At 63.5% G+C, this 23,213-nt stretch carries 12 protein-coding genes; 7 read left to right on the forward strand and 5 right to left on the reverse strand.

The window, feature by feature from the left end; translation table 11 throughout:
- Positions 1 to 51: 51 nt before the first annotated feature.
- The 4 genes from E3Z29_RS12720 (at position 52) to mnmH (ending at position 13,370) form a co-directional block, all read left to right on the forward strand.
- Complete coding sequence (locus E3Z29_RS12720) at positions 52 to 10,572, forward strand: autotransporter-associated beta strand repeat-containing protein (protein ID WP_134785920.1); 10,521 nt, start codon at positions 52 to 54, stop codon at positions 10,570 to 10,572.
- 98 nt (positions 10,573 to 10,670) lie between these two features.
- A complete protein-coding gene (locus E3Z29_RS12725) occupies positions 10,671 to 11,036 on the forward strand; it encodes a DUF4440 domain-containing protein (RefSeq protein ID WP_134785921.1) in 366 nt (121 codons plus the stop codon).
- Between the two features lie 196 nt (positions 11,037 to 11,232).
- Positions 11,233 to 12,267 (forward strand): selenide, water dikinase SelD, encoded by a 1,035-nt coding sequence (selD, locus tag E3Z29_RS12730; protein ID WP_096797393.1) that lies wholly within the window; start codon positions 11,233 to 11,235, stop codon positions 12,265 to 12,267.
- Positions 12,267 to 13,370, forward strand: coding sequence for a tRNA 2-selenouridine(34) synthase MnmH (gene mnmH, locus E3Z29_RS12735; protein ID WP_134785922.1), 1,104 nt, complete (start codon positions 12,267 to 12,269; stop codon positions 13,368 to 13,370). The genes selD and mnmH overlap by 1 nt, the downstream gene beginning before the upstream one ends.
- A gap of 136 nt (positions 13,371 to 13,506) precedes the next feature.
- On the opposite strand, the gene E3Z29_RS12740 is transcribed toward mnmH, so the two are convergent.
- On the reverse strand, positions 13,507 to 14,181 hold the full coding sequence (locus E3Z29_RS12740) for a histidine phosphatase family protein (protein WP_098968050.1): 675 nt from the start codon (positions 14,179 to 14,181) through the stop codon (positions 13,507 to 13,509).
- 223 nt (positions 14,182 to 14,404) lie between these two features.
- Here E3Z29_RS12740 and E3Z29_RS12745 point away from each other — a divergent pair, with 223 nt between their 5' ends.
- Both E3Z29_RS12745 and hemB read left to right on the forward strand, forming a co-directional pair.
- Entirely contained in the window at positions 14,405 to 15,103 is a 699-nt protein-coding gene (locus tag E3Z29_RS12745; RefSeq protein WP_096797390.1) for a glutathione S-transferase family protein, read from the forward strand.
- 243 nt (positions 15,104 to 15,346) lie between these two features.
- Positions 15,347 to 16,321, forward strand: a complete 975-nt coding sequence (gene hemB, locus E3Z29_RS12750; RefSeq protein WP_027613860.1) for a porphobilinogen synthase — start codon at positions 15,347 to 15,349, stop codon at positions 16,319 to 16,321.
- Positions 16,322 to 16,445: 124 nt separating this feature from the next.
- On the opposite strand, the gene E3Z29_RS12755 is transcribed toward hemB, so the two are convergent.
- Together E3Z29_RS12755 and E3Z29_RS12760 are read right to left on the reverse strand one after the other, a co-directional pair.
- Positions 16,446 to 17,981: an FAD-dependent oxidoreductase gene (locus tag E3Z29_RS12755; protein ID WP_134785923.1), complete on the reverse strand. Its 1,536-nt coding sequence runs from the start codon at positions 17,979 to 17,981 to the stop codon at positions 16,446 to 16,448.
- Positions 17,982 to 18,320: 339 nt separating this feature from the next.
- Positions 18,321 to 20,525, reverse strand: a complete 2,205-nt coding sequence (locus tag E3Z29_RS12760; protein ID WP_134785924.1) for a TonB-dependent siderophore receptor — start codon at positions 20,523 to 20,525, stop codon at positions 18,321 to 18,323.
- A gap of 324 nt (positions 20,526 to 20,849) precedes the next feature.
- Between E3Z29_RS12760 and E3Z29_RS12765 the strand changes: the two genes are divergently transcribed.
- Positions 20,850 to 21,941: a DUF1615 domain-containing protein gene (locus E3Z29_RS12765; RefSeq protein ID WP_134785925.1), complete on the forward strand. Its 1,092-nt coding sequence runs from the start codon at positions 20,850 to 20,852 to the stop codon at positions 21,939 to 21,941.
- 7 nt (positions 21,942 to 21,948) lie between these two features.
- On the opposite strand, the gene E3Z29_RS12770 is transcribed toward E3Z29_RS12765, so the two are convergent.
- Both E3Z29_RS12770 and E3Z29_RS12775 read right to left on the reverse strand, forming a co-directional pair.
- Positions 21,949 to 22,650 carry an anti-sigma factor domain-containing protein gene (locus E3Z29_RS12770; protein ID WP_134785926.1) on the reverse strand — a complete coding sequence of 234 codons (702 nt, stop codon included), beginning with the start codon at positions 22,648 to 22,650 and terminating at the stop codon, positions 21,949 to 21,951.
- Positions 22,647 to 23,180: a sigma-70 family RNA polymerase sigma factor gene (locus E3Z29_RS12775; protein WP_134785927.1), complete on the reverse strand. Its 534-nt coding sequence runs from the start codon at positions 23,178 to 23,180 to the stop codon at positions 22,647 to 22,649. Before E3Z29_RS12775 ends, E3Z29_RS12770 begins: the two co-directional genes overlap by 4 nt.
- Between the last annotated feature and the right edge of the window lie 33 nt (positions 23,181 to 23,213).

A 23,213-nucleotide genomic window follows, 5' to 3' on the forward strand; every position in this document is an offset into this window, starting at 1 on the left:
CACGTCTCCCACGCCTTCAAGGAAGAATTTGGCCACGACAAGGAGTAGCCCGTGGAAGCAAGGTTTGGTGTCGCCCTCGTTTCGCGTTTTTCCCCACTTTCCCTTGCTGTGCACCTGAGCGTCGCCGGACTGTTGTTCGGCGGCGTCAGCGAGCAGGCGCTCGCGACCTGCTCGGCGGCAGGTTCGACGATTACCTGTTCGGGCGTCCCGACGCTGCCGCTGTTTCTCAATGACTACAGCAGTGCCACCAGCGGCCTGACGGTCAACGTCACCAACGGAGCGCAGATGAACGCCACCCTGGGCGGCAAGGTGCTCAACCTGACCGGGGCCAACATCAACCTGAACAACTCCGGCACCCTCGACCCGGCCTTGCTGGGCCTGGTGTCGATCCTCAGTGGCGGTGCGTTCATCGGTACCGGCGCGACCAGCACGGTGAGCATCGTCAACAACGCCACCGGGCTGATTCGCGGCACCGGCATGTTGCTCGGGCTCAACCTGACCAGCATCGACGGGCTGGGGATTGCCGTGAACAACTCGGTGTCGGGCACCACGACCATCACCAACGACGGCACCATCACCTCCACCGGGCTGTCGGTCGGCGGCATCACCCTGGCCGATACCCCGGTGGTCGGGGTGTATGGCGGTTCGCAAGTCAACATGACCAACAGTGCCAGCGGCACCATCAATGGCCGGATTGCGTTCGAAACGTCAGTGGCGGGCAACACCTTCACCAACGCCGGCAACATCACCGGCGGTGTGTCGATGGGGGCGGGCAGCACCAACACCTTCTACGCGATCACCGGTTCCAGCGTTAACGTCGGCGACGGTGTGCAAGTCTCCGTCGGCCTCGGTGGCCTGATCGGCATCAACCTGACCTTCGCCCCGACCGGGACGATCGATGGCGGCGCGGCCGGCACCAACACGCTGATCCTGCAAAACCCGATCGGCCTTGGCGGCGGCACCACCGGGACGGGCACGGCGTCCAGCGCCACCTACGTCAACTTCAACAACCTGACCCTCAACAGCGGCACCTGGACCTTGCAGGGGCCGTTGGTCAGCGGTGCGACCACCCTCAATGGCGGTGTCGCGCAGTTTAACGACAACGCGGCGTTCGGCAGCGGCGTGCTGACGTCCAACGGCGGGATCCTCCAGGCCAGCAATGCCGGTTTGACGCTGGCCAACCAGATCAACCTGGGCGCCGGCGGCCTGACCCTGCAGGGCATCAACGGCACGACCCTCAACGGTGTGATTTCCGGCACAGGCGGCCTGACCAAGATCGGCAGCGGCCAGCTCAACCTCAACGGCATCAACACTTACACCGGCAACACCGTGCTCAATGGCGGTGTGGTGCTGGTGGGCAACAACCAGTCGTTCAGTACCGGTGGCATCACGGTTGGCGGCTCTTCGAGCATTTCAGCGACGGCACCGATTTCACTGGCTAACGCGATCACGCTCAACAGCACCCTCACCGCAACCGGCACCGGTGCGTTGACCTTGGGCGGGGTAATCAGCGGCGCCGCCAACCTGACCAAGACCGGCAGCGGCAGCCTGACCCTCAACGGCATCAACACCTACACCGGGATCACCAGTCTCAGTGCCGGGGCCTTGCGCGTCGGCAACAACAACGCACTGGGTACCGGTGTGCTCAACACCAGCAACGGCACCAGCCTCGACAGCACCGGCAACGTGACACTGGGCAACAACGTCGGCATCACCGGTGCGCTGAACGTGCTCGGCAGCAATGCCCTGACCCTGGGCGGCATCGTCTCCGGCACCGGTGCGATCACCAAGAGCGGCAGCGCCAGCCTGACCCTGACCGGCAACAACACCAACAGCGGCACCACCGCACTCAATGGCGGCAGCTTGCTCGTTGGCAGCAACACCGCCCTCGGCACGGGCGCATTGAACGCGGCGGCCGGCACCACGCTGGATGCGACCGCCGCCGTGACGTTAGCCAATGCCGTCGCGCTGGCAGGCGGGCTGACCATCGGTGGCACTCAGGCGCTTGGTTTGAGTGGTGTCATCAGCGGCGCCGGCAACCTGATCAAGGGCGGCACTGCGAACCTGACCCTCAGCGGCAACAACACGTTCTCCGGTGGCACCGCGCTGAATAATGGCACGCTGATCGTCGGCTCCAACACCGCGCTGGGCACCGGCGCACTGACCACGGCGGCGGGCACCACCCTCGACGCCAGCACCACCGTGGCGCTGAGCAACGCGGTCGCCCTCGGCGGCAACCTGAACATCGCCGGCAACGCCAATCTGACTCTCGGCGGCATAGTCAGCGGCAGTGGCGGGCTGACCAAGAACGGCGCGGCCAACCTGATTCTCAACGGCGCCAACACCTTCAGTGGCGGAACCACGCTGAATGCCGGCACCCTGACCGTTGGCAACGCCGCCGCATTGGGCAGCGGCGACCTGACCGTCGCGAACGCCGCGACCCTCGACAGCAACACCTCGGTCATCCTCAACAACAACGTCGCCCTCAACGGCAACCTGGCCATCGGCGGCAGCAACGGCATGATCCTCGGCGGCGTGCTAAGCGGCGCCAGCCAGTTGATCAAGAACGGCACGGCCAACCTGACCCTCAACGGCGCCAACACCTTCACCGGTGGCACCGCGCTCAACGCCGGCAGCCTGACCGTCGGCAACGGCGCGGCACTCGGCACCGGCACGTTGACCGTGGGCGGTGCGGGCGCAACGCTTAACAGCAGCGCCAACGTGACGCTGAACAACGCGATTGCCCTGAACGCCAACCTGACTGCCGGCGGTGCCAACCCGCTGACCCTCGGCGGCGTGATCAGCGGCAGCAGCAACCTGATCAAGACTGGCGCTTCGACCCTGACCCTCACCGGCGCCAATACCTACACCGGCTCTACGTCGCTGAACGCCGGGACACTGATCGTCGGCTCCAACACCGCGCTCGGCACCGGCGTGCTCAACGCTGGCAACAACACCACGCTGGACGCCAGCACCGCGACCAGCCTGGCGAACAACGTCAACCTCGGCGGCAACGTGACAATCGGCGGCAGCAACGCGCTGACCCTCGCAGGCGTGGTCTCCGGGGTCGGTGGTCTGACCAAAAGCGGCCCGGCCGACCTGATCCTCAACGGCGCCAACACTTACTTCGGCAACACCGCTCTCAACGTCGGCAAGCTGATTGTCGGCAGCAATACCGCGCTCGGCAGCGGCGCATTGAACGCGGCGGCCGGCACCACGCTGGACACCAACACCGCCGTCACGCTGGGCAACCAGGTCAACCTGGCCGGTGCGATGAACATCGGTGGCAGCGCAGACCTGACCCTCACCGGCACTGTCGCCGGAGCCGGCAGCCTGGTGAAAAACGGCGCGGCCAATCTGAACCTCAACGGCACCAACACCTACGCCGGCGGCACCACGCTGAACGCCGGTACGGTGACCGCCGGCAACAGTTCGGCGCTCGGCACCGGTGCGTTGACCGTTGGCGGCGCGGCAACGCTCGACAGCAGTTCGCCGCTGGTCAGCCTGGCCAACGCGGTCGTGCTCAATGCGGCGCTGAGCGTCGGCGGCACCCAGGACCTGACCCTCGGCGGCGTGATCAGCGGCGCCGGCCAACTGGTCAAGAACGGTAGCGCCAACCTGACCGTCAACGGCACCAACACCTTCAGCGGTGGCAGCACGCTCAACGCGGGTACGCTGACACTGGGCTCGGCCGCTGCGTTGGGCAGTGGCGGCCTGACCGTCGGTGGCGCTTCGACGCTGGACACCAGCACCGGCATGAGCGTCGGCAACAACATCACCCTCAACGCCGGCCTGACCCTGGCCGGCAGCAACACCCTGAACCTCAGCGGCGTGATCGATGGCGCCGGCAGCCTGACCAAGGACGGCTTTGGCGATCTGACGCTCAGCGGCAACAACACCTTCACTGGTGCGCTGAACATCGCCTCCGGCAGCGTCACCACCGTGAGCAGCGGGGCGCTGGGCAACACCTCCGGCGCCAACATCAGCGCCGGTGCCAATCTCTATCTCAACAGCAGCGCCAGCCTCAACGGCTTGAGCGGCAGCGGCAGTGTGCAGATCGCCGGCGGCAATACCTTGACCGTGGGGGGGCTGAGCAACACCAGCACCTTTGACGGTGACCTCGGTGGCAGCGGTGCGCTGACCAAAGTCGGTACCGGGACGCTGAACCTCACCGGCAGCAACGGCCTTACCGGCAACACCAATGTCAACGGCGGTACGCTGAATCTCACCGGTTCGCTGGCCAGCACCCAGCTCAATATCAACAACGGCGCCACGCTCACAGGTACCGGTTCGGCGCTTGGCTTCATCACCATTAACAGCGGCGGTCATCTGGCGTTGTCCTCGGGCAACACCTTGTCCACCTCGTCGCTGATTCTCACTGCCAACAGCAATGTCGACGCGAGCCTCGCCACGCCATCGACCTCCTCGCTGATGAACATCGGCGGCAACCTGACCCTCGACGGTAATCTCAACGTCACCGATGCCGGCGGCTTTGGCGTCGGTGTCTATCGCTTGTTCAACTACATCGGCGCACTGACCGACAACGGCCTGACCGTGGCCGGTGTGCCGGTGGGTTATGGCCTCGGTGACATCCTTGTGCAGACCCTTGGCAATCAGGTGAACCTGGTGGTGTCGGCACCGAACACCAACCTGCGTTTCTGGGACGGCAGCCAGACCATCCCGAACGGTAATGTGGACGGCGGCACCGGTACATGGACTGCCGGCGGCACCAACTGGACCAATTCCAACGGCACGCTGAACCAGACCTGGGCCGGCGATTTTGCGGTGTTCCAGGGCACGGCCGGCACAGTGTCGGTCAACGGCACGCAACTGTTCACCGGGATGCAATTCCTCACCGATGGCTACAACGTGGTCAACGGCACGTCGGGTCTGCTGACCGCCGTCAATGGCACCGGCGGCACCACGGCGATGCGGGTCGATCCGGGCGTGACCGCCACGGTCGGCGTGGACATCAATGGCAGCGGCATCCTCAACAAACTCGATGCCGGCACCCTGGTACTCAACGGTGCCAACAGCTACACCGGCGGCACGCAACTGGACGGCGGCAAGATCATCGTCGGCAGCAACACCGCGCTGGGCAGCGGCACGCTGACCGCCAACGCTGGCACACAACTCGATAGCAACACAGCGGTCACTTTGGCGAACGCGGCAACGCTCAATGGCAATCTGACGGTGGTCGGCAGTAATGCGCTGACCCTCAACGGCGTGATCGGCGGGACTGGTGGCCTGATCAAAAATGGCGCGGCCAGCCTGACCCTTGGCGGCAACAACGCCTTCCTCGGGCCGGTGGCGTTGAATGCGGGCGGCTTGATTCTGGCGTCGAACAGCGCGCTGGGCTCGGCCACTCTGAACGCGGCGAGCGGCACCACACTGGATGCCAGCGGCGCCTTTACGGCGGGTAACGCGATCAATCTGGCGGGCAACCTTGGTGTTGTCGGCAGCAACGATCTGACACTGAGCGGCGCGATCAATGGCGCCGGCAGCCTGACCAAGAATGGCGCGGCCAACCTGATCCTGAGCGGGGCTAACAATTTCCTCGGCGGCGTCACTCTCAACGCCGGCACACTGACCACCGGCAGCAACGGCGCACTCGGTCTGGGCAACCTGACCGTGGCCGGTGCCTCGGCGCTGGACAGCAACACCTCGGTGTCGCTGGGCAACAACGTGGTGCTCAATGCCAATCTGACCAATACCGGCAGCAGCGACGTAGCGCTCAGCGGCGTGGTCAGCGGCACCGGCGGTCTGATCAAGAACGGCGCGTCCAACCTGACCCTCAACGGCATTAACACTTACAGCGGCGGCACCACACTGAACGCCGGCACCGTGACCCTCGGCACCTCGGCGGGCCTGGGCTCCGGCGCGGTGACCGTGGCGGGCGCTTCGACCCTCGACACCACCGCGCCGCTGGTGCTGGCGAACAACGTCAACGTCAATGCCAACCTGAGCGTGGCTGGCAACAACAACCTGACGCTCGGTGGCGTGATCGCCGGGGCGGGCACCCTGACCAAGAATGGTCTGGCCGACCTGACGCTGTCCGGCAACAACACCTTCAGCGGCACCTTTGATGTGCAATCTGGCAGCCTCACGACACTGGGCAACTCGGCACTGGGCAGCAATGCCGGAGTCAATCTCGGCGCTGCGGCGACGCTGAACCTCGGCGGCTCCAGCAGTCTCGCCAGCCTGACCGGTAGCGGTACAGCGCTGATCGGTGGCGGCAACACCCTGAGCATCGGCGGCAACAACGCCAGCAGCATTTTTGACGGCGTGCTCACCGGCACCGGCGAATTGAACAAGCTCGGCACCGGAACCCTGACCCTGACCGGCCTCAACAGCCTGACCGGCAACACCACGGTCAACGCCGGCACCTTGAACGTCAGTGGCTCGCTGGACAGCGCCAGCGTACTGGTCAACAGCGGCGGCACCCTGACCGGCGGCGGCTCGCTCGGCGGGGCGGTAACCGTGGCGGATGGCGGTCATCTGGCCGGCGCCACCGGCAGCACCCTGTCGGTCAACTCGCTGGTGCTCAACGCCAACTCCAACTTCGATGTCGGCCTTGGCGCGCCGGTCTCCGGTGGTGGGAACGCACTGGTGAATGTTGGCGGCAACCTGACCCTCGACGGCACCCTTAACGTCAGCGACATCGGCGGTTTCGGCAGCGGTGTGTACCGGTTGATCAACTACACCGGCGGCCTGACCGACAACGGCATGCTGATCGGCACGGTGCCGGGCAGCGTCACCCCGGGCGATCTGACTCTGCAAACCGCGCTGGCCAACCAGATCAATTTGCTGGTCACTGCACCGGGCGTCACCGTGCAGTTCTGGGACGGCAACCAACTGGTGGCCAACGGTTCGGTGGATGGCGGCAGCGGCACCTGGGGTACCGGCACCACCAACTGGACCGATGTGAACGGCACCACCAACCAGGCCTGGACCAACAGCTTCGCAGTGTTCCAGGGCACGGCGGGCACCGTGACCGTCAACGGCGCGCAAACCATCACCGGCATGCAGTTCGTCACCGACGGCTACAGCCTGCAGAACGGCACGGCCGGTGCGCTGAACCTGGTCAACGGTTCGTTGGGTAACGCCACGGTGCGAGTCGATCCGAACGCCACCGCGACCGTCGGCGTTGCGCTTAACGGCAGCGGCACCCTCGGCAAATACGACACCGGCACGCTGGTGCTCAACGCCGCCAACGGTTACACCGGCGGCACCGCGCTCAATGGCGGCAAGATCGTGGTCGGCAACAACGCAGCGCTCGGCAGCGGTGTGTTGACCGCTGCGGACGGCACCGCGCTGGACAGCAACGCGGCCGTCACGCTGGGCAACGATGTGGTGGTGAACGGTGGCCTGACTGTCGCAGGCAGCAACGCCTTGACCCTCGACGGTGTAGTCAGTGGGGCGGGCAGCCTGATCAAGTCTGGCGCTTCGAGCCTGACCCTCAACGGCAGCAACACCTACAGCGGTGGTACTCAGCTCGCTGGCGGTACGCTGGTGCTGGGCAACAACAGCGCAATCAGCAGCGGTGCACTGAGCGTGACCGGCAACGGCAGCCTCGACAGCACCTCGGCGCTGCAACTGGCCAACGCGATCAATCTGGGGTCGCAACTGACCCTGGCCGGCAACCAGAACACCACGCTGCTCGGCGCCATCACCGGCACCGGCAGTCTGGTGAAAAACGGCAACGGTGACCTCGTGCTTAGCGGCGCCAACACCTACAGCGGCGGCACCACGCTGAACGCTGGCACTACCACCGGCGACACCAGCAGCCTGCAAGGCGCCATCGTCAACAACGCGGCGCTGACCTTCGCGCAGAACGCCGACGGCAGCTACACCGGCAACTTGACGGGCGCCGGCACGCTGAACAAAACCGGCACCGGCCAATTGCTCCTGACCGGCAACAACACCTTCACCGGTGATACCTCGGTGCAGGCCGGCAACCTGATCGTTAACGGCGTGCTCAACAGTGCCAACGTCAACGTCGCCAGTGGTGCGAAAGTCGGTGGCAGCGGGCAACTGGGCGGCAACGTGCAACTGGCCAGCGGTGCGACGCTGACCGGTGGCGGCACGGCTACACCGTTGTCGGTCGGCTCGCTGGCGCTGTCCTCGGGCACCAACCTGGACTTCAGCCTCGGCTCGGCCGCCAGCTCCACCACGGTGGTCAACGTCGCCGGTAACCTGACCCTCGACGGCACGCTGAATATCAGCAACGCCGGCGGTTTCGGCACCGGGGTCTATCAACTGTTCCGCTACGGTGGCAGCCTGACCGACAACGGGCTGGTCTACGGCAGCCTGCCGGTGTCGGCGGCCAACCTGACCCTGCAAACCGCGATCGCCAATCAGGTCAACCTGTTGGTACAAGGCACGCCGGGTGAGGTGCAGTTCTGGAACGGCGGCACTACCAACCCTGATGGCAGCATCGGTGGCGGCAGTGGCGTGTGGGGCCCGGGCACCAACTGGACCGATCCGAGCGGTACGCAGGCGCTGGCGTCCAATGGTCAATTCGCAGTGTTTGGTGGCCAGGCCGGTACCGTCACTGTGCAGGGCAATCAGAACTTCACCGGTCTGCAGTTCCTCACCGGCGGCTACAGCCTGGTGCCGGGCGCTGGCGGTACGCTGACGCCAGTCAACGGTGCGGACGGCAGCCTGGCGCCGGTGCGGGTCAATGCCGGGGCCAGTGCTGAAATCGACGTGCCGCTGATCGGCACCGGCGGCATCGAGAAACTCGATTCCGGCACCCTCGTGCTGACTGGCGCCAATACCTACAGCGGTGGCACCACCGTCAGTGGCGGTACGCTGATCGGTAACACCACGAGTCTGCAAGGCAACATCACCGACAACGCCACGCTGGTGTTCCAGCAAAACACCGATGGCCAGTTCAATGGTGTGCTCAACGGCACCGGCGCGCTGTTCAAACGCGGCGTGAGTCGCCTGTTGATGGTCGGCAATCAACCGTTCAGCGGTACCGTTTCGGTCGATCAAGGCCTGCTGCAAGTCGGCAGCCGTGCGGCCCGGGCTTCGTTGGGCGCACAAGTCATGGTCGCCAACGGCGCAGGCCTGAGCGGTAACGGCAGCGTCGGTTCGGTGGTCAACCACGGTGTGGTGGCTTCCGGTGGCGCTGACGGCACCTTGAGCGTGGCCGGCAACCTGACCAACAGCAGCGATGGTGTGCTGGCGCTGACCGTCAGCTCGCCAACCGCGACACCGTTGGCGGTGGGTGGTACGGCGGCATTGGGCGGCGGTCTGGTGGTCAACAGCCTGGCGCCGTTCACCGGCAACACCACTTACTCGCTGATCACTGCGGGCGGTGGGGTGACCGGCACCTTCAGTGCCACAGATCTGCCGCAGTACGCGTTCCTCGACAGCTCGCTGATCTACGGTGCCGATTCGGTGACCCTGGCCGTGAGCCGCAACGGCAACTCGTTCGCCGACGTCGCTGCCACGGGCAACCAGCGCGGCACCGCCACGGCACTATCCAATAACGGAGCGGCCGGTGCGGCGTTGCAGAACCAGATCGTCAACCTCAGCGTCGCCGGTGCGCGCAATGCGTTCGACAGCCTGTCGGGTGAAATCCACGCCAGCACCGCCAGCGCCATGCTGGAGGACTCGCGCTTCATCCGCGAGGCGGTCAATGACCGCATGCGCCAGCCATCGTGCAGCGCGGCGGATGATCCACGCAGACCCCTGGCCCCGAGCGACACGCAACTGAGCAGCAACGGTTGCCACGGGGAAATGGTCGGCTGGATCCGGGCCATTGGTGCCTGGGGCGACATGGGCGGCGACAGCAACACGGCGAAAGTCGATCGCAACCTCGGCGGTTTCATGCTCGGCACCGACAAGGCGCTGGATGACACCTGGCGTGCCGGGATGGCGGCCGGCTACACCCGCAGCAACCTCAACGCGCATGATCGCAACTCGGATGCCAAGGTCGACAGCTACCACCTGGCCGGTTATCTGAACTCGCAATTCGATGCATTGGCGGTGCGCCTCGGCGCGGCTTACAGCTGGCACAGCATCGAGACCAAACGCGATGTCAGCGTCGGTACTTACAACGATCGCCTGAAGGCCGATTACGACGCGCGCAGTGCGCAGGTGTTCGGTGAAGTGGGTTACGCGATCAACGCCGGCGGTGTTGCCATCGAACCGTTCGCCGGGCTGGCCTACGTCAATTACAACAGCGACACCGGCAAGGAAAAAGGGGGAGTGGGGCGCCTGAAGGCCGACGCCGATCAGGACATCACCTACTCGACCCTCGGTGTGCGCATCGGCAAGTTGGTGACCCTGGCCAACGGCAGCCAACTGACGCCACGCGCGGCCATCGGCTGGCGGCATGCCTACGGCGACACCAAACCTGACGCCGACCTGACCTTCATCGACGGCGGCGCCTCGTTCAGCACCCAGGGCGTACCCATCGCCAAGGACAGCGCATTGCTCGAAGCCGGCATCGACTTCCAGGTCACCCCGACCGGCAAGCTGGGCATCGGCTACTCGGGCCAGGTGTCGAGCGACAACAACGACAGCGCGTTCAACATCAGCTTCAGTCAAAGCTTCTGAATCATGGTCGAAGTACTTTAGCCGCCCGAAAGGGCGGTTTTTTTTGCACAATCGAAAGTCTTTGTGGCGAGTGATTTATGCACTGAGGTGGGAACGAGATGGATCTGTCGAAGCATTTGTTACATCTGGAAAACCGCCTGCTGTCGCGCGCCGTGCGCGAGGATGCCGCTGAACTGGCGCGACTGATCGCGGACGACTTTGTCGAATTCGGCGCCAGCGGCGGCATCTGGAATAAATCCGATGTACTGGAAGCATTACCGCAGCAAGTGTTCGCACAACGTACCGTCAGTCAGTTCACGCTCAAGCAATTGTCGGAAGATTCGGCTCTGGTGACGTATCACTGCCATACCGTAGCTGGCGGCCAGCGGGTGCCGGCGGACAGTCTGCGCAGTTCGGTATGGCGGCGGCAGGGTGAGCAGTGGCAGTTGGTTTTTCATCAGGGCACCTTTTGTGCCCGGCCGTGAATCGTGGTGACCCGTCGATAGCTTTCGCGAGCAAGCCCGCTCCCACACTGGATCTTCAGTGAACACAGGATTTGTGGATGACAGCGATCCCCTGTGGGAGCGGGCTTGCTCGCGAAGGGGCCGTGACATTCAGCGCAAAAATCAGCCGGCCCGCGCTCTGCTAGAATCCGCCCCATCAACTGCCAGAGACTCTCCCATGAGCGAGCCGATTCGCCTGACCCAATACAGCCACGGTGCCGGTTGTGGCTGCAAGATTTCCCCGCAGGTGCTGGAAGTGATTCTGGCCGGCAGCGGTGCGCAGAACCTTGACCCGAAACTGTGGGTCGGCAATGCCTCGCGTGATGATGCGGCGGTGTACGAGATCGACGCCGAGCGCGGTGTGGTGTCGACCACCGACTTCTTCATGCCGATTGTCGACGATCCGTTCGACTTCGGCCGGATCGCTGCGACCAATGCGATCAGCGACATCTATGCGATGGGCGGCGATCCGTTGATGGCGATTGCGATCCTCGGCTGGCCGGTGAATGTGCTGGCGCCGGAAGTGGCGCGGGAAGTGATTCGCGGCGGGCGCGCGGTGTGTGACGCCGCCGGCATTCCGCTAGCCGGTGGGCATTCGATCGATGCGCCGGAGCCGATTTTCGGCCTGGCCGTGACCGGTCTGGTGGAAAAGCGCCACATGAAGCGCAACGACACCGCCACCGCCGGTTGCCTGCTGTACCTGACCAAGCCGTTGGGCATCGGCATCCTCACCACCGCCGAGAAGAAAGGCAAATTGCGTTCCAGCGACATTGGCGTGGCCCGTGACTGGATGTGCACCCTGAACAAACCCGGCAGCCGTTTTGGCAAACTGGCCGGCGTCACCGCGATGACCGACGTTACCGGTTTCGGCCTGCTCGGGCATCTGGTGGAAATGGCCGACGGCAGCCACCTGACCGCACGTATCGGCTACAACCACGTGCCGCGTCTGGACAGCGTCGAGTACTACCTCGAACAGGGCTGTGTGCCCGGTGGCACCTTGCGTAACTTTGACAGCTATTCGAGCAAGCTCGGCCGTCTGCAGGAGTTGCACAAGCGCGTGCTGTGCGACCCGCAGACCAGCGGCGGTCTGTTGATTGCAGTTACACCGGAAGGCAACGCCGAATTCCTCGCCGTGGCTGCCGAACTGGGCCTGAACCTGGCGCCGATCGGCGAGCTGGTCGAGCGACAGACCCACGCAGTCGAGGTGAACTGATGTCACGCGACTGCACCGATTACCGCGATATTTTCCTCAACGACCGGCCGATGATGGATGCCCGTGCGCCGATCGAGTTTGCCCACGGCGCGTTTCCGGGCGTGGTCAACCTGCCGCTGATGAACGACCGCGAGCGCGAGCAGGTGGGCACCTGCTACAAGCAGCATGGGCAACAAGCCGCCATCGCCCTGGGTGAGCGGCTGGTGTCTGCCGAAGTGCGGGAGCAGCGCATTCAAGGCTGGGTCGAGTTTGCCCGGGCACACCCCGACGGCTATCTGTATTGCTTTCGCGGCGGCTTGCGTTCGCAGATCGTCCAGCAATGGATCAAGGAGCAGGGCGGCATCGATTACCCGCGTGTCGGCGGTGGCTATAAGGCGATGCGTACGTTCCTGCTGGAGACGATCGATCAGGCCGTGGCCGAGTGCGATATGGTGCTGCTGGGCGGCATGACCGGCACCGGCAAGACCGAACTGTTGGTGCAGTTGAGTAATGGTCTGGATCTGGAAGGCCACGCCAATCATCGGGGTTCGAGTTTCGGCAAGCGCGCCACCGGCCAACCGACCAACATCGATTTTGAAAACCGTCTGGCCGTTGATGTGCTGAAAAAACGCGCCGGCGGGATCCAGCAGTTTGTGCTGGAAGACGAGAGCCGGGTAGTCGGCAGTTGTGCCTTGCCATTGCCGCTGTACCGAGGCATGCAAGTGGCGCCGATGGTCTGGCTCGAAGACAGCCTGGAGCAGCGGGTCGAGCGGATTCTGCAGGATTACGTGATCAACCTGCACGCCGAGTTTGTCGCGGTGCATGGCGAGCAGGGCTTTGCGCTGTATGCCGAGCGGCTGATTGCGAGTTTGAACAATATCCAGCGCCGGCTGGGCGGCGAACGCCATCAGCGGATGTTCCTGCAGATGGAAGAGGCCTTGGCGGAGCAGGCGCGCAGCGGTTCGGTCGAGCAGTTCCGTGACTGGATCAGCGTGTTGCTGCGCGAATATTACGACCCGATGTATGCGTTCCAGCGTGAGAAGAAGGGCGGGCGGATCGAGTTTGCCGGCGAGCGCGGGGCGGTGCTGGAGTATTTGCGTGAGCGGGTGAATCAGCGGGTTTGAGGGTGCTCTTGCGGGCCTCTTCGCGAGCAAGCCCGCTCCCACATTGGGTCTCCACTGGGCAGAAATTTCTGCCTGACGCAGATCCCCTGTGGGAGCGAGCTTGCTCGCGAAGGGGCCGGGTCAGGCCACACAACACTCAAGTCGGGCAAGTCACCTTGCCGTTATCCAGCCCCTGCTTGTAGCTGTGGCTCTGCAGACTGGCCTTGCCGTTGTGCCAAGTCAGGGTCAGCACGTACAGCGAATCGAAATCGCCTGACGCCCAGTCGTCGGTGATGGTCTGCTTCTCGCCGACGGCCTTGCCCGCGACTTTGTTGATCAGTTCCGGCAAATAGCCGTGCGACCATGCGGTGTAGATCGTCGCGTTGTGGTACTTGTCCTCGGTCAGCTCGCGCGCCAGATCACTGGTGTCGTTGGCGGAGAACTCGATGTTCACCGGCAGGCCGAGCTTGATCGCGGCGGGGCTGATGGTCATCAACGGACGGATGTAGCTGTAGGAATTGTCCAGTTCGCCTTCCTCGACATTGCGCGTCGGGTTGGCGGCGAACACGTAATCGGCCTTGCCGAATTTTTCCGGCAGCAGGGTCGACAGCTCGATCGCCCGGTTCAGACCCTGACAGTTGAGCTGGCCGAGACCGCCCTCGGGTTTTTCCGCGTGGCGCAGGAAGATCAGCGTCTGCGTACCGTCCACCGGTTGCGCGCGAATCTGGCTCGATTCGAGCGACAAGGTCAGCGCACTGACTGCCAGCAGGGAGGGCAGGGCCACATAGGCGCGATGTTTGAAGCGTTTGGCGAAACTCATGAGGTTCGTCATTGAATATAGGATTCTTCAGCAAATTCGGTTGGGGCTGACCAACCCTTACACCGCGGGCTCCCAGCACCGGGTGTTGTCCATGTCGTGTCGTACTTCCCTTGCAAAGACATAGCTCAGAGTCCACTGAGGCCGCTTGGTTCGATCCTGGCTTCTGCACACTAGCTGCAGAATGTTACGGTTCCTGGATTATGATCAGCGCTTTCCATGTGACTGGATGTTTCCCATGACCGATCTGTCCGCGTTCCCCATCACCCAGAAATGGCCGGCGCAGTACCCCGACTGGATTCAACTCTATTCCCTGCCGACCCCCAACGGCGTCAAGGTCTCGATCATGCTCGAAGAGATCGGCCTGCCCTACGAGCCGCACCGCGTGGGTTTCGACACGCAAGACCAGATGTCCCCGGAATTTCTGTCGCTGAACCCCAACAACAAGATTCCGGCGATCCTCGACCCCCACGGCCCGCAAGACCAGCCGCTGCCGCTGTTCGAATCCGGCGCAATCCTGATCTATCTCGCCGACAAGAGCGGCCAGTTGCTCGCCCAGGAAGGTGCGCTGCGTTACGAGACGATTCAGTGGCTGATGTTCCAGATGGGCGGTATCGGCCCGATGTTCGGCCAGCTCGGCTTCTTCAACAAATTCGCCGGCAAGGACTACGAGGACAAGCGTCCGCGTGATCGCTATGTCGAGGAGAGCAGACGCCTGCTCAGCGTGCTCGACAAACGTCTGGAAGGTCGCGACTGGATCATGGGCGAGCGCTACACCATCGCCGACATCGCCACGTTTCCGTGGGTGCGTAACCTGATCGGGTTCTATGAGGCGGGGGATCTAGTGGGCATCAGCAACTTCCCGAACGTGACCCGGGTGCTGGAGCGCTTTCTGGCTCGCCCGGCTGTGGTGCGCGGGTTGACCATTCCTTCCTGAGGCCACACATAACCCTGTGGGAGCGGGCTTGCTCGCGAAGGCGTCGTGTCAGTCAACACGTTTTTTCTGATACACCTCCTTCGCGAGCAAGCCCGCTCCCACAGGAATAGTGATGACGCCCGCAGATTATTGCGTCCTCGGTAACGCACTGTTGATTGATCCAGGTTTGTACCTGCGCCCACCGAAGGCATAAGCTTCGCCCCCTACGACTTTCGTCTCATCTTCCGATTTCAGGAACGCCCCATGTCCAGCCAGTTCCCCGAAGCACGTCCCCGCCGTCTGCGCCGCAATGCGAGCCTGCGCAGCCTGTTCCAGGAAACCGAGTTCAGCCTGAATGATCTGGTGCTGCCGATTTTCGTCGAAGAAGAGATCGACGACTTCGTGCCGATCAAGAGCATGCCGGGGGTGATGCGCATTCCCGAGCGCAAGCTGGCCAGTGAAATCGAGCGTTATGCCCGTGCCGGGATCAAATCGGTAATGACCTTTGGCGTGTCCCATCACCTGGACGCCAACGGCAGCGACACCTGGCGCGAAGAGGGACTGGTCTCGCGCATGTCGCGGATTGCCAAGGACGCCGTGCCGGAAATGATCGTGATGTCCGACACCTGCTTCTGCGAATACACCGATCACGGCCACTGCGGCGTGATGCACAACCACGAAGTCGACAACGACCAGACCCTGATCAACCTTGGTAAACAGGCGGTGGCCGCGGCGCGTGCCGGTGCTGACGTGATCGCCCCGTCGGCGGCGATGGACGGCCAGGTGCGGGCGATTCGCCAAGCGCTGGACGCCGCCGGTTTCACCCAGATTCCGATCATGGCCTACTCGACCAAATTCGCCTCGGCGCTGTACGGCCCGTTCCGCGAGGCCGGCGGCAGCGCGCTGAAGGGTGATCGCAAAAGTTATCAGATGAACCCGATGAACCGCCGCGAAGCCCTGCGCGAATCGCTGCTCGACGAGCAGGAAGGCGCTGATGCGCTGATGGTCAAACCGGCCGGTGCGTATCTCGACATCATCCGCGACATTCGTGAAGCCTCGAACCTGCCGCTGTCGGCGTATCAGGTCAGCGGCGAATACGCGATGATCAAGTTCGGCGCGCAGGCCGGTGCAATCGACGAGGATCGCGTGGTGCGCGAAAGCCTGGGCGCGATCAAGCGCGCGGGGGCGGATCTGATCTTCACCTACTTTGCGATGGATCTGGCATTGGCCGGGATCTGACGAATACCGCAGAACCCCCTGTGGGAGCGGGCTTGCTCGCGAATGCGGTGTATCAGCAACGAATAGGTTGACTGACACGACGCCTTCGCGAGCAAGCCCGCTCCCACATTGGGACTGTGTAGAGTCAGGGGCAGTGGAAGTAGGGTCGGATCCCGTGATCCCGAAAGTACCGCTCGATCACCTTCGGATCCGCGCTGTTATCGGCAATCGCCACATAGGTATCCGGGCGCAGCAGATAAAACCCGTTACGCCCCAACCCCGCCGTTTCAAACGCCGGCCGCCAGTCGAACACGTGCAGCGGCAGATGGTGTTCATTGCACCAGGCGATCATCTCGTCGCTGGTGTCGCCGTACACATGCACCTGCCAGCAGGGCTGGCGCAGTGGCTCGAAATTATCCCCCTCACCATCATGCGCCCACGGCAAGCGGTCGCCGCCGTGGACGTGGCCGGCCGTGCCCTGGCTCAGCGGCATGCCGCGGTAGTTGAGGGTGACCTGTGAGACGGTGCGAAAGAGGAATTCGCGGCTGGCCTCGAACGTGGCCATTTTCGGGATCAGAAACGGTGCCAGACGCGTGCGCAGCAAATCGGCGATGCGCCCCTCGGCGGTGACGAAACTGAACACCTTGTCGGTGGTCGACACCAGCCGCCGGGCGAAGGCGATGCGCTCGGTTTCGTAAGTGTCGAGCAGCTTCGCCGTGGCGCTGCCGTTGAGCACGGCGGCGAGTTTCCAGGCCAGGTTGATCGCATCGCCAATGCCGGTGTTCATGCCCTGGCCGCCGGCAGGGCTGTGCACATGCGCGGCGTCGCCGAGGAGAAACGCCCGACCGCTGCGAAAGTGCTCGGCCACGCGGTGATGCACGCGGTAGGTGGAGAACCAGTTGACCTCGTCGATGTGCACTTTCAGGTGCTCGATGGCGCGGCTGCTGACGTCGGCAAATTGCAGGGTTTCGGCGCGGTCGGCACGTTCGTCACGCACGGTGCCGATCAGTCGGGCGCGGCCTTCACCGGCCAGCGGGAACACCGCGAGAAAATCCGCTTCGTCCAGATCCAGATGCAGCTCGCCATTCAGCGCCGGGCCGCTGGCCTGCACATCCGCCACGTAGAAAATCTGCTGATAGGTGCCGCCCGGGAACCCGGTATCGAGGGTTTTGCGCACCACCGAGCGCGCGCCGTCGCAGCCTGCCAGAAAGCACGCCTGACAGATTTCCTGCTGCCCGTCCGGTAAGCGCAGATGCGCGCTGAGGCCGTCGCCGGTTTCTTCGAAACTCTCCAGTTCGGTGTTGCGCTCAACCACTACGTCGTAGTCTTCGAGGCGTTCGAGCAGCAGCCGTTCGTGCAGGTCCTGGGGAAAGATTTCGATGAACGAGTAGGGCGTCAGGCCTTCGCCGATGCGCTGCAACGGCAAATGCGCGACCGGTTTGCCCTTGACCCAGAAATTCGCCGCCGCGACCTTGTGGCCGTTGCGCACCACGGTGTCGGCCAGGTCCAGCTGGCGATACAACTCCAGGGTGCGCGCCTGCACCGCCAGTGCTCGTGAGGTGGTGCCGGGCGCGGAGGTCTTGTCGATGATGCGCACGCGCACGCCCAGTTTGCTCAGCCACAGGGCCAGCACCAGACCGGTCGGGCCGGCACCGATGATCAGTACGTCGCTGCGCTTCATGGGCCTGTCCTCTGTTTGCTGTGGAGCAAGTATGGATCAGATGGGAAGGGTGGCCAGTTGATCGGTCAGACGGAAAAAGGCCCCGCAGCGGTGGGGCTGTGGGGCCTTTTTTCGGGTGTTTGGCAGGAGATTTGGTGACAGTGAAATTTGCCCCCTCACCCCAGCCCTCTCCCCCAAAGGGGGCGAGGGGGAAAGGGAGCCGATTTGGGTGCCTTTCAAAACCTTAGTTCGACTCGGTGGCACACGTCGGCGTGACTCGAAAGAACACCGCGGTCAGTCCCCTCTCCCTACGGGAGAGGGCTAGGGTGAGGGGCTTTTGAGGGTGAGGGCTTCTCAGCTTTAAAAATCGATAGTGCCCGACAACTTCGCCACCCGCGGCTCACCCTGGGTCAGATAACCGCCCTGAGCCGACTCCCAGTATTTCTTGTTGGCCAGGTTTTCCACGCCCAAACGCAGGGTCACGTCTTTCTGCGACACCTTGAACGCGTAACGCGCACCCGCATCGAAGCGGTTCCAGGTCGGCAGGCTGAGGTTGTTGGCCGCGTCGGCGTACTGGCCGCCGGTACGCAGCATCCGCGCATTCAGCGCCACGCCTTGCAGGCCCGGTACATCCCAATCGGCGCCGGCGTTGAACTGGAAGCTCGGCACGCCAATGGCACGGTTGCCGTCGTTGGCGCCGTTCTGGGTGTTGCGCAGTTCGGTGTCCATCAGCGTCAGGCCGCTGATCAGGCGCAGGCCATTGATCGGCTCGCCGAACACGTTCATCTCTACGCCTTTGTTGATCTGCTCGCCTTCACGCACGTAAGTGCAGGTGGTGGCGCTGTTGATTTCACAGTAGCCATCGCTCGGCTGCTCGATGCGATAGACGCCCAGGCTCGCGCCGTAAGTGCCCATGTCGACCTTGACCCCGGCCTCGGTCTGCTTGGAGCGGGCCGGTGCGTAGACTTCGTTGCCGTTGGTCACGCGCAAGCCGCCGGTGCTGGCTGGCGAGGTCGGCCCCTGGGCCAGGCCTTCGATGTGGTTGGCGTAGAACGACACGTGTTCCCACGGCTTGAACACGATGCCGTAGACCGGCGTGGTGATCGATTCGTCGTAGCTCGACTTGCGGCTGCCGCTGCCGTAACTGGCGTAGTTGTAGCCTTGCACCACCAGTTGCTGGCGACGCAGGCCAGCGGTGATCAGCAGGCGATCATCGAAGAAACCGAGGGTGTCGGAGAGCGCGAGGCTGCGGTTGAAGGTCTTGCCGACGATGCCCGGGTCATTGAGATCGCCGCCGGAAAAATTGCCGACCGGCGACGGCGTTTCCACCGGGTGGTAGATGTTGTTGGCGTACTTGGTCAGGTCGAAATCATAGGCACTGCGCTGTTCGGCCCACAGACCGCTGAGGCCGAAATTGAGCTTGTGGCTGACGGCGCCGGTGTTGAACTTGCCGTTGAGACCGGCCATCAGGCTGGTGTTGTCCTCATCGTGGGGGATGAACGAGCCGGTGGTGTAGGAGGCGCCGTTGTTGCCCACCAGCGTGGTCGAATTGTAGCGCCCGACCTCGCGGGTGTGCTTGGCGCCGCCAGCGACGTACGCGGTCCAGTTGTCGTTCAGGTCGTACTCGGCGCGGAGCATGCCGAAGGTGTCTTCGATGTCGGTGTAACCCCACTTCGGCGCGTAATTCGTGTCTGCCGACGGCGCGTCCGGAATGTGCGTGGCAGTGCCGAGGTTGACCGAGTTGCGGCCACCGTTGACGCGTTCTTTCTGGTAGGCGAAGTCGCCGGAAATACGCAGCGCGTCACCACGATAGTCGAGGCCGATGCTGAACAGTTTCGAGCGCTGGTTTTCGTGATCGATGCCGGTGTCGCCTTCGCGCTGCGACAGGTTGATCCGCGCGCCGAAGCGGTTGTCTTCGCCGAAACGCTGGCCGATATCGAAGTGCTGACCGATGCGACCTTCGCTGTTGATGTCGGTGGTGTAGCGGCGCAGCGGCTCGTCGCCGGCACGCTTGGGCTGCAGGTTGACGCCGCCACCGATGCCGGAGCCGGTCGGGGTCACGCCGTTGATGAAAGCGTTGGGACCTTTGAACACTTCCACGCGCTCCAGGGCGTCAGTGGAAATGATCTGCCGCGGCAGCACGCCGTACAGGCCGTTATAGGAAATGTCGTCGCCGTTGAGCGGCAAGCCGCGGATCATGAACACCTGCGCCTGGTTGGAGAAGCCCGAGGCCTGACGCACCGACGAATCATTGAGCAACACGTCGGCAACGTTTTCCGCTTGCTGGTCCTGAATCAGCTGTTCGGTGTACGACGCGGCGCTGAACGGCACGTCCATCATGTCCTGATTGCCGAGCACGCCGAGCTGACCACCACGGGCGACCTGACCACCGGCATAGACCGGGGGCAGGGCGTTGGGCGTCGGTGCCTGGGCGTTGATGTTGACGTTGTCGAGCACCAGCTCCTTGCCGTTTTCGTCGGCAGCGTGAGCGGTGACAGTCAGGGAGCACAGCAGGGCAAGAAGCGTCGGGCGAAACGGGACGGCGAGTCGAGCTGAAACGGGCATGTCGATACCTGGAGGCGTGCGGCTGGTGAGAAAATTAGAACGGCGCGGGGAACTCCTTGCGCAAATACGACTCCAGGCGCAAATGATAGGAGTTCGCAGTAACGTTTTGCAATCAGTTTATCTTGCTGAATTTCCCGATCCGAATGGAAACCTGTAGTGAGGGGATTTATCCCCGATGGCGCGCGGAGCGGGTCGCTTTGATATTGGAAGGCTGCTGCGAAGTCCATCGGGGATAAATCACCTCACCACTAAGGTCACAGTCCTAGCCTGCGTCACCCCTTTGATCGTATGGTGAACCCGCCTCAATGCACGCCAAGGAGCGCCATGCACACCCCTCGATTACTCGTTACCCTCGCCGCGCTGCTGGTGCTCGCCGGTTGCGCCGGCCAGCGCAGTCAGGAGCCTGTTCCGCGTGCGCCGGCTGAAGTGAAGGCCGAAATAGTGCGGCTGATGCCGGCCAAAGTGCCCGACCGTCAAGGCTGGGCCACCGACATCTACGCCGCGTTCGCCGCGCAGAACATCAGCCCGACCACGCAGAATCTGTGTTCGGTGCTGGCCGTGGCCGAGCAGGAATCCACCTTCCAGGTAGACCCCACGGTGCCGGGCCTGGGCAAGATCGCCCGCGACGAAATCGACCGTCGTGCCGCCAAAGTGCATATCCCCGGTCTGTTGGTCAGCGCCGCGCTGCAAGTGCGCTCCACCAGCGGCAAGACCTACAGCGAACGCTTGAACGCGGCACGCAGTGAAAAAGAACTCAGCGCCATTTTTGACGATTTCATCGGCAGGGTGCCGATGGGCCGCACCTTGTTCGGCGGCTTCAACCCGGTGCACACCGCCGGACCGATGCAGGTCAGCATCGAATTCGCCGAGCAGTACGCCAAGGAGTATCCGTACCCGGTAGACGGCACGATCCGCCACGAAGTGTTCACCCGCCGTGGCGGCATGTACTTCGGCATCGCCCATTTACTTGGCTACCCGGTGAGTTACCGCGAGCCGCTGTACCGCTTCGCCGACTTCAATGCCGGCTGGTACGCCAGCCGCAATGCCGCGTTCCAGAACGCCGTCAGCCGAGCTTCGGGCATCCCGTTGGCGCTGGATGGCGACTTGATTCGCTACGACTCGATCATGCCTGGCACCACCGAACTGGCGGTGCGCACCCTCGGCAAGTCGCTGGGCATGCGCAACCCGACCATTCGCGATCAACTGGAGAAGGGTAAGACCCTGGAATTCGAAGAAACCAAACTCTACCAGCGCGTGTTCGAACTGGCCGAGAAGGCTGAAGGCAAGACCTTGCCACGCGCGGTGTTGCCGGGGATCGTTTTGCAGAGCCCGAAAATCACCCGCAAGCTGACCACGGCGTGGTTCGCCAAACGCGTGGATGAGCGCTACAAGCGCTGCATGGCCAAGGCCGGTTGACGCCGGTTCAAAGCACTTTGACGGCTCGGCCAATGGCCTGAATCGGCCCGGTCGGTTTACCGATCGGCGAGCCATTGGCGCCTTCCAGCGTCAGCTCGAACAGCTGATTCGGTTGCAGCGGCGGCAATTTATCCAGCGGCACCGAGAGCGTCTGCCCCGGTTTGACCAGCCCCAGCGACACCGGCCCTTGCCAGCCGTCAGCCTTGGTCCAGAACTCCAGCGCCTTGTCCGCCGGCACTTCGACCACGCCCAGCGGGATCAACTGGATTTCACGCGGATTGCTGGCCTGAATCACCCAGCCTGGCGCCTTGTCCTGCGGCGCGACCAGCACCACCAGATAGTTCGGCTTCGGCGGGGTCTGGGTCAGCAGGATCGAGCCCAAAACCAATGTGGCGGCCAAGCCGGCCGCACTCAAGCCGCGCCACAGCGGCAGCAGATTCCACCACGAGGTTGACGGCGCAGCCGGCGCTTTTTGCGCGAACCGCTCGACACTGCGCTCGATGCGCGGCCACAAGTGCGGCGAAGGCTGCTGCGTGCCGGCAAATTCGGTCAGGTCGAGCAAGCGTCGCTCCCAGGCATCCACCGCCGCTTGCAGCTCGGGCTCGTGGGGCAAGCGCCGTTGCAGTGCTTCGCGCTCCGGCGCCGACAGGGTGCCGAGCACGTATTCACTGGCCAGTTCATCACGTTCCTGCGCCGATTCAGTGGTCATCCCATGCACTCCCGCAAAGCGTTGAGGCTGCGTTTGATCCAGGCTTTGACCGTGCCCAGCGGCGTGTCCAGGCGCGCGGAAATCTGTGCATGACTGTAGCCGTCGACATAGGCGTGGAGAATGCAGCTTCGCCGCTGCGGGTCGAGTTGTTCCAGACAACGATGGATCCGCGCCGAATGGCCCTGCACATCGAAGGCGTCCTCGTCAGGCACGGCATCGTGTTCTTCGTTGAACGGCGTCTCCCGGCTTTGATCACGCAGCTGGTTCAACGCCAGATGCCGGGTCACGCTGAACATCCAGCCGCGCGCTGAACCGCGCGCCGGATCAAATTGCGCCGCACCGTTCCAGATCTTGATAAACGCCTCATGCACGATGTCTTCGGCCAGCGCCGCGTCACGTATCAGTCGTTTTGCAACGCCGAGCAGGCGCGGGCCTTCCTGCACGTACAAATCGCGCAGGGCCGACTGCTCGCCGCGGGCACAGGCAGCGAGACGGGCTTCGTAATCAAACAGCGGTTCAGGCAAAGACATGGGGTGCAATCTAGCTCACATTCTTCAAACATC

It is taken from the genome of Pseudomonas sp. S150 (genome assembly GCF_004526365.1).
GTDB lineage: Bacteria > Pseudomonadota > Gammaproteobacteria > Pseudomonadales > Pseudomonadaceae > Aquipseudomonas > Aquipseudomonas putida_A.

Excerpts from the sequence above, each read along its gene's own strand:
- E3Z29_RS12725 (WP_134785921.1), top strand. The coding sequence starts at position 10,671 with ATGGATCTGTCGAAGCATTTGTTACATCTGGAAAACCGCCTGCTGTCG.
- E3Z29_RS12760 (WP_134785924.1), bottom strand. The coding sequence starts at position 20,525 with ATGCCCGTTTCAGCTCGACTCGCCGTCCCGTTTCGCCCGACGCTTCTT.
- E3Z29_RS12765 (WP_134785925.1), top strand. The coding sequence starts at position 20,850 with ATGCACACCCCTCGATTACTCGTTACCCTCGCCGCGCTGCTGGTGCTC.
- E3Z29_RS12740 (WP_098968050.1), bottom strand. The coding sequence starts at position 14,181 with ATGACGAACCTCATGAGTTTCGCCAAACGCTTCAAACATCGCGCCTAT.
- E3Z29_RS12775 (WP_134785927.1), bottom strand. The coding sequence starts at position 23,180 with ATGTCTTTGCCTGAACCGCTGTTTGATTACGAAGCCCGTCTCGCTGCC.
- E3Z29_RS12770 (WP_134785926.1), bottom strand. The coding sequence starts at position 22,650 with ATGACCACTGAATCGGCGCAGGAACGTGATGAACTGGCCAGTGAATAC.
- selD (WP_096797393.1), top strand. The coding sequence starts at position 11,233 with ATGAGCGAGCCGATTCGCCTGACCCAATACAGCCACGGTGCCGGTTGT.
- E3Z29_RS12745 (WP_096797390.1), top strand. The coding sequence starts at position 14,405 with ATGACCGATCTGTCCGCGTTCCCCATCACCCAGAAATGGCCGGCGCAG.
- E3Z29_RS12755 (WP_134785923.1), bottom strand. The coding sequence starts at position 17,981 with ATGAAGCGCAGCGACGTACTGATCATCGGTGCCGGCCCGACCGGTCTG.
- hemB (WP_027613860.1), top strand. The coding sequence starts at position 15,347 with ATGTCCAGCCAGTTCCCCGAAGCACGTCCCCGCCGTCTGCGCCGCAAT.
- mnmH (WP_134785922.1), top strand. The coding sequence starts at position 12,267 with ATGTCACGCGACTGCACCGATTACCGCGATATTTTCCTCAACGACCGG.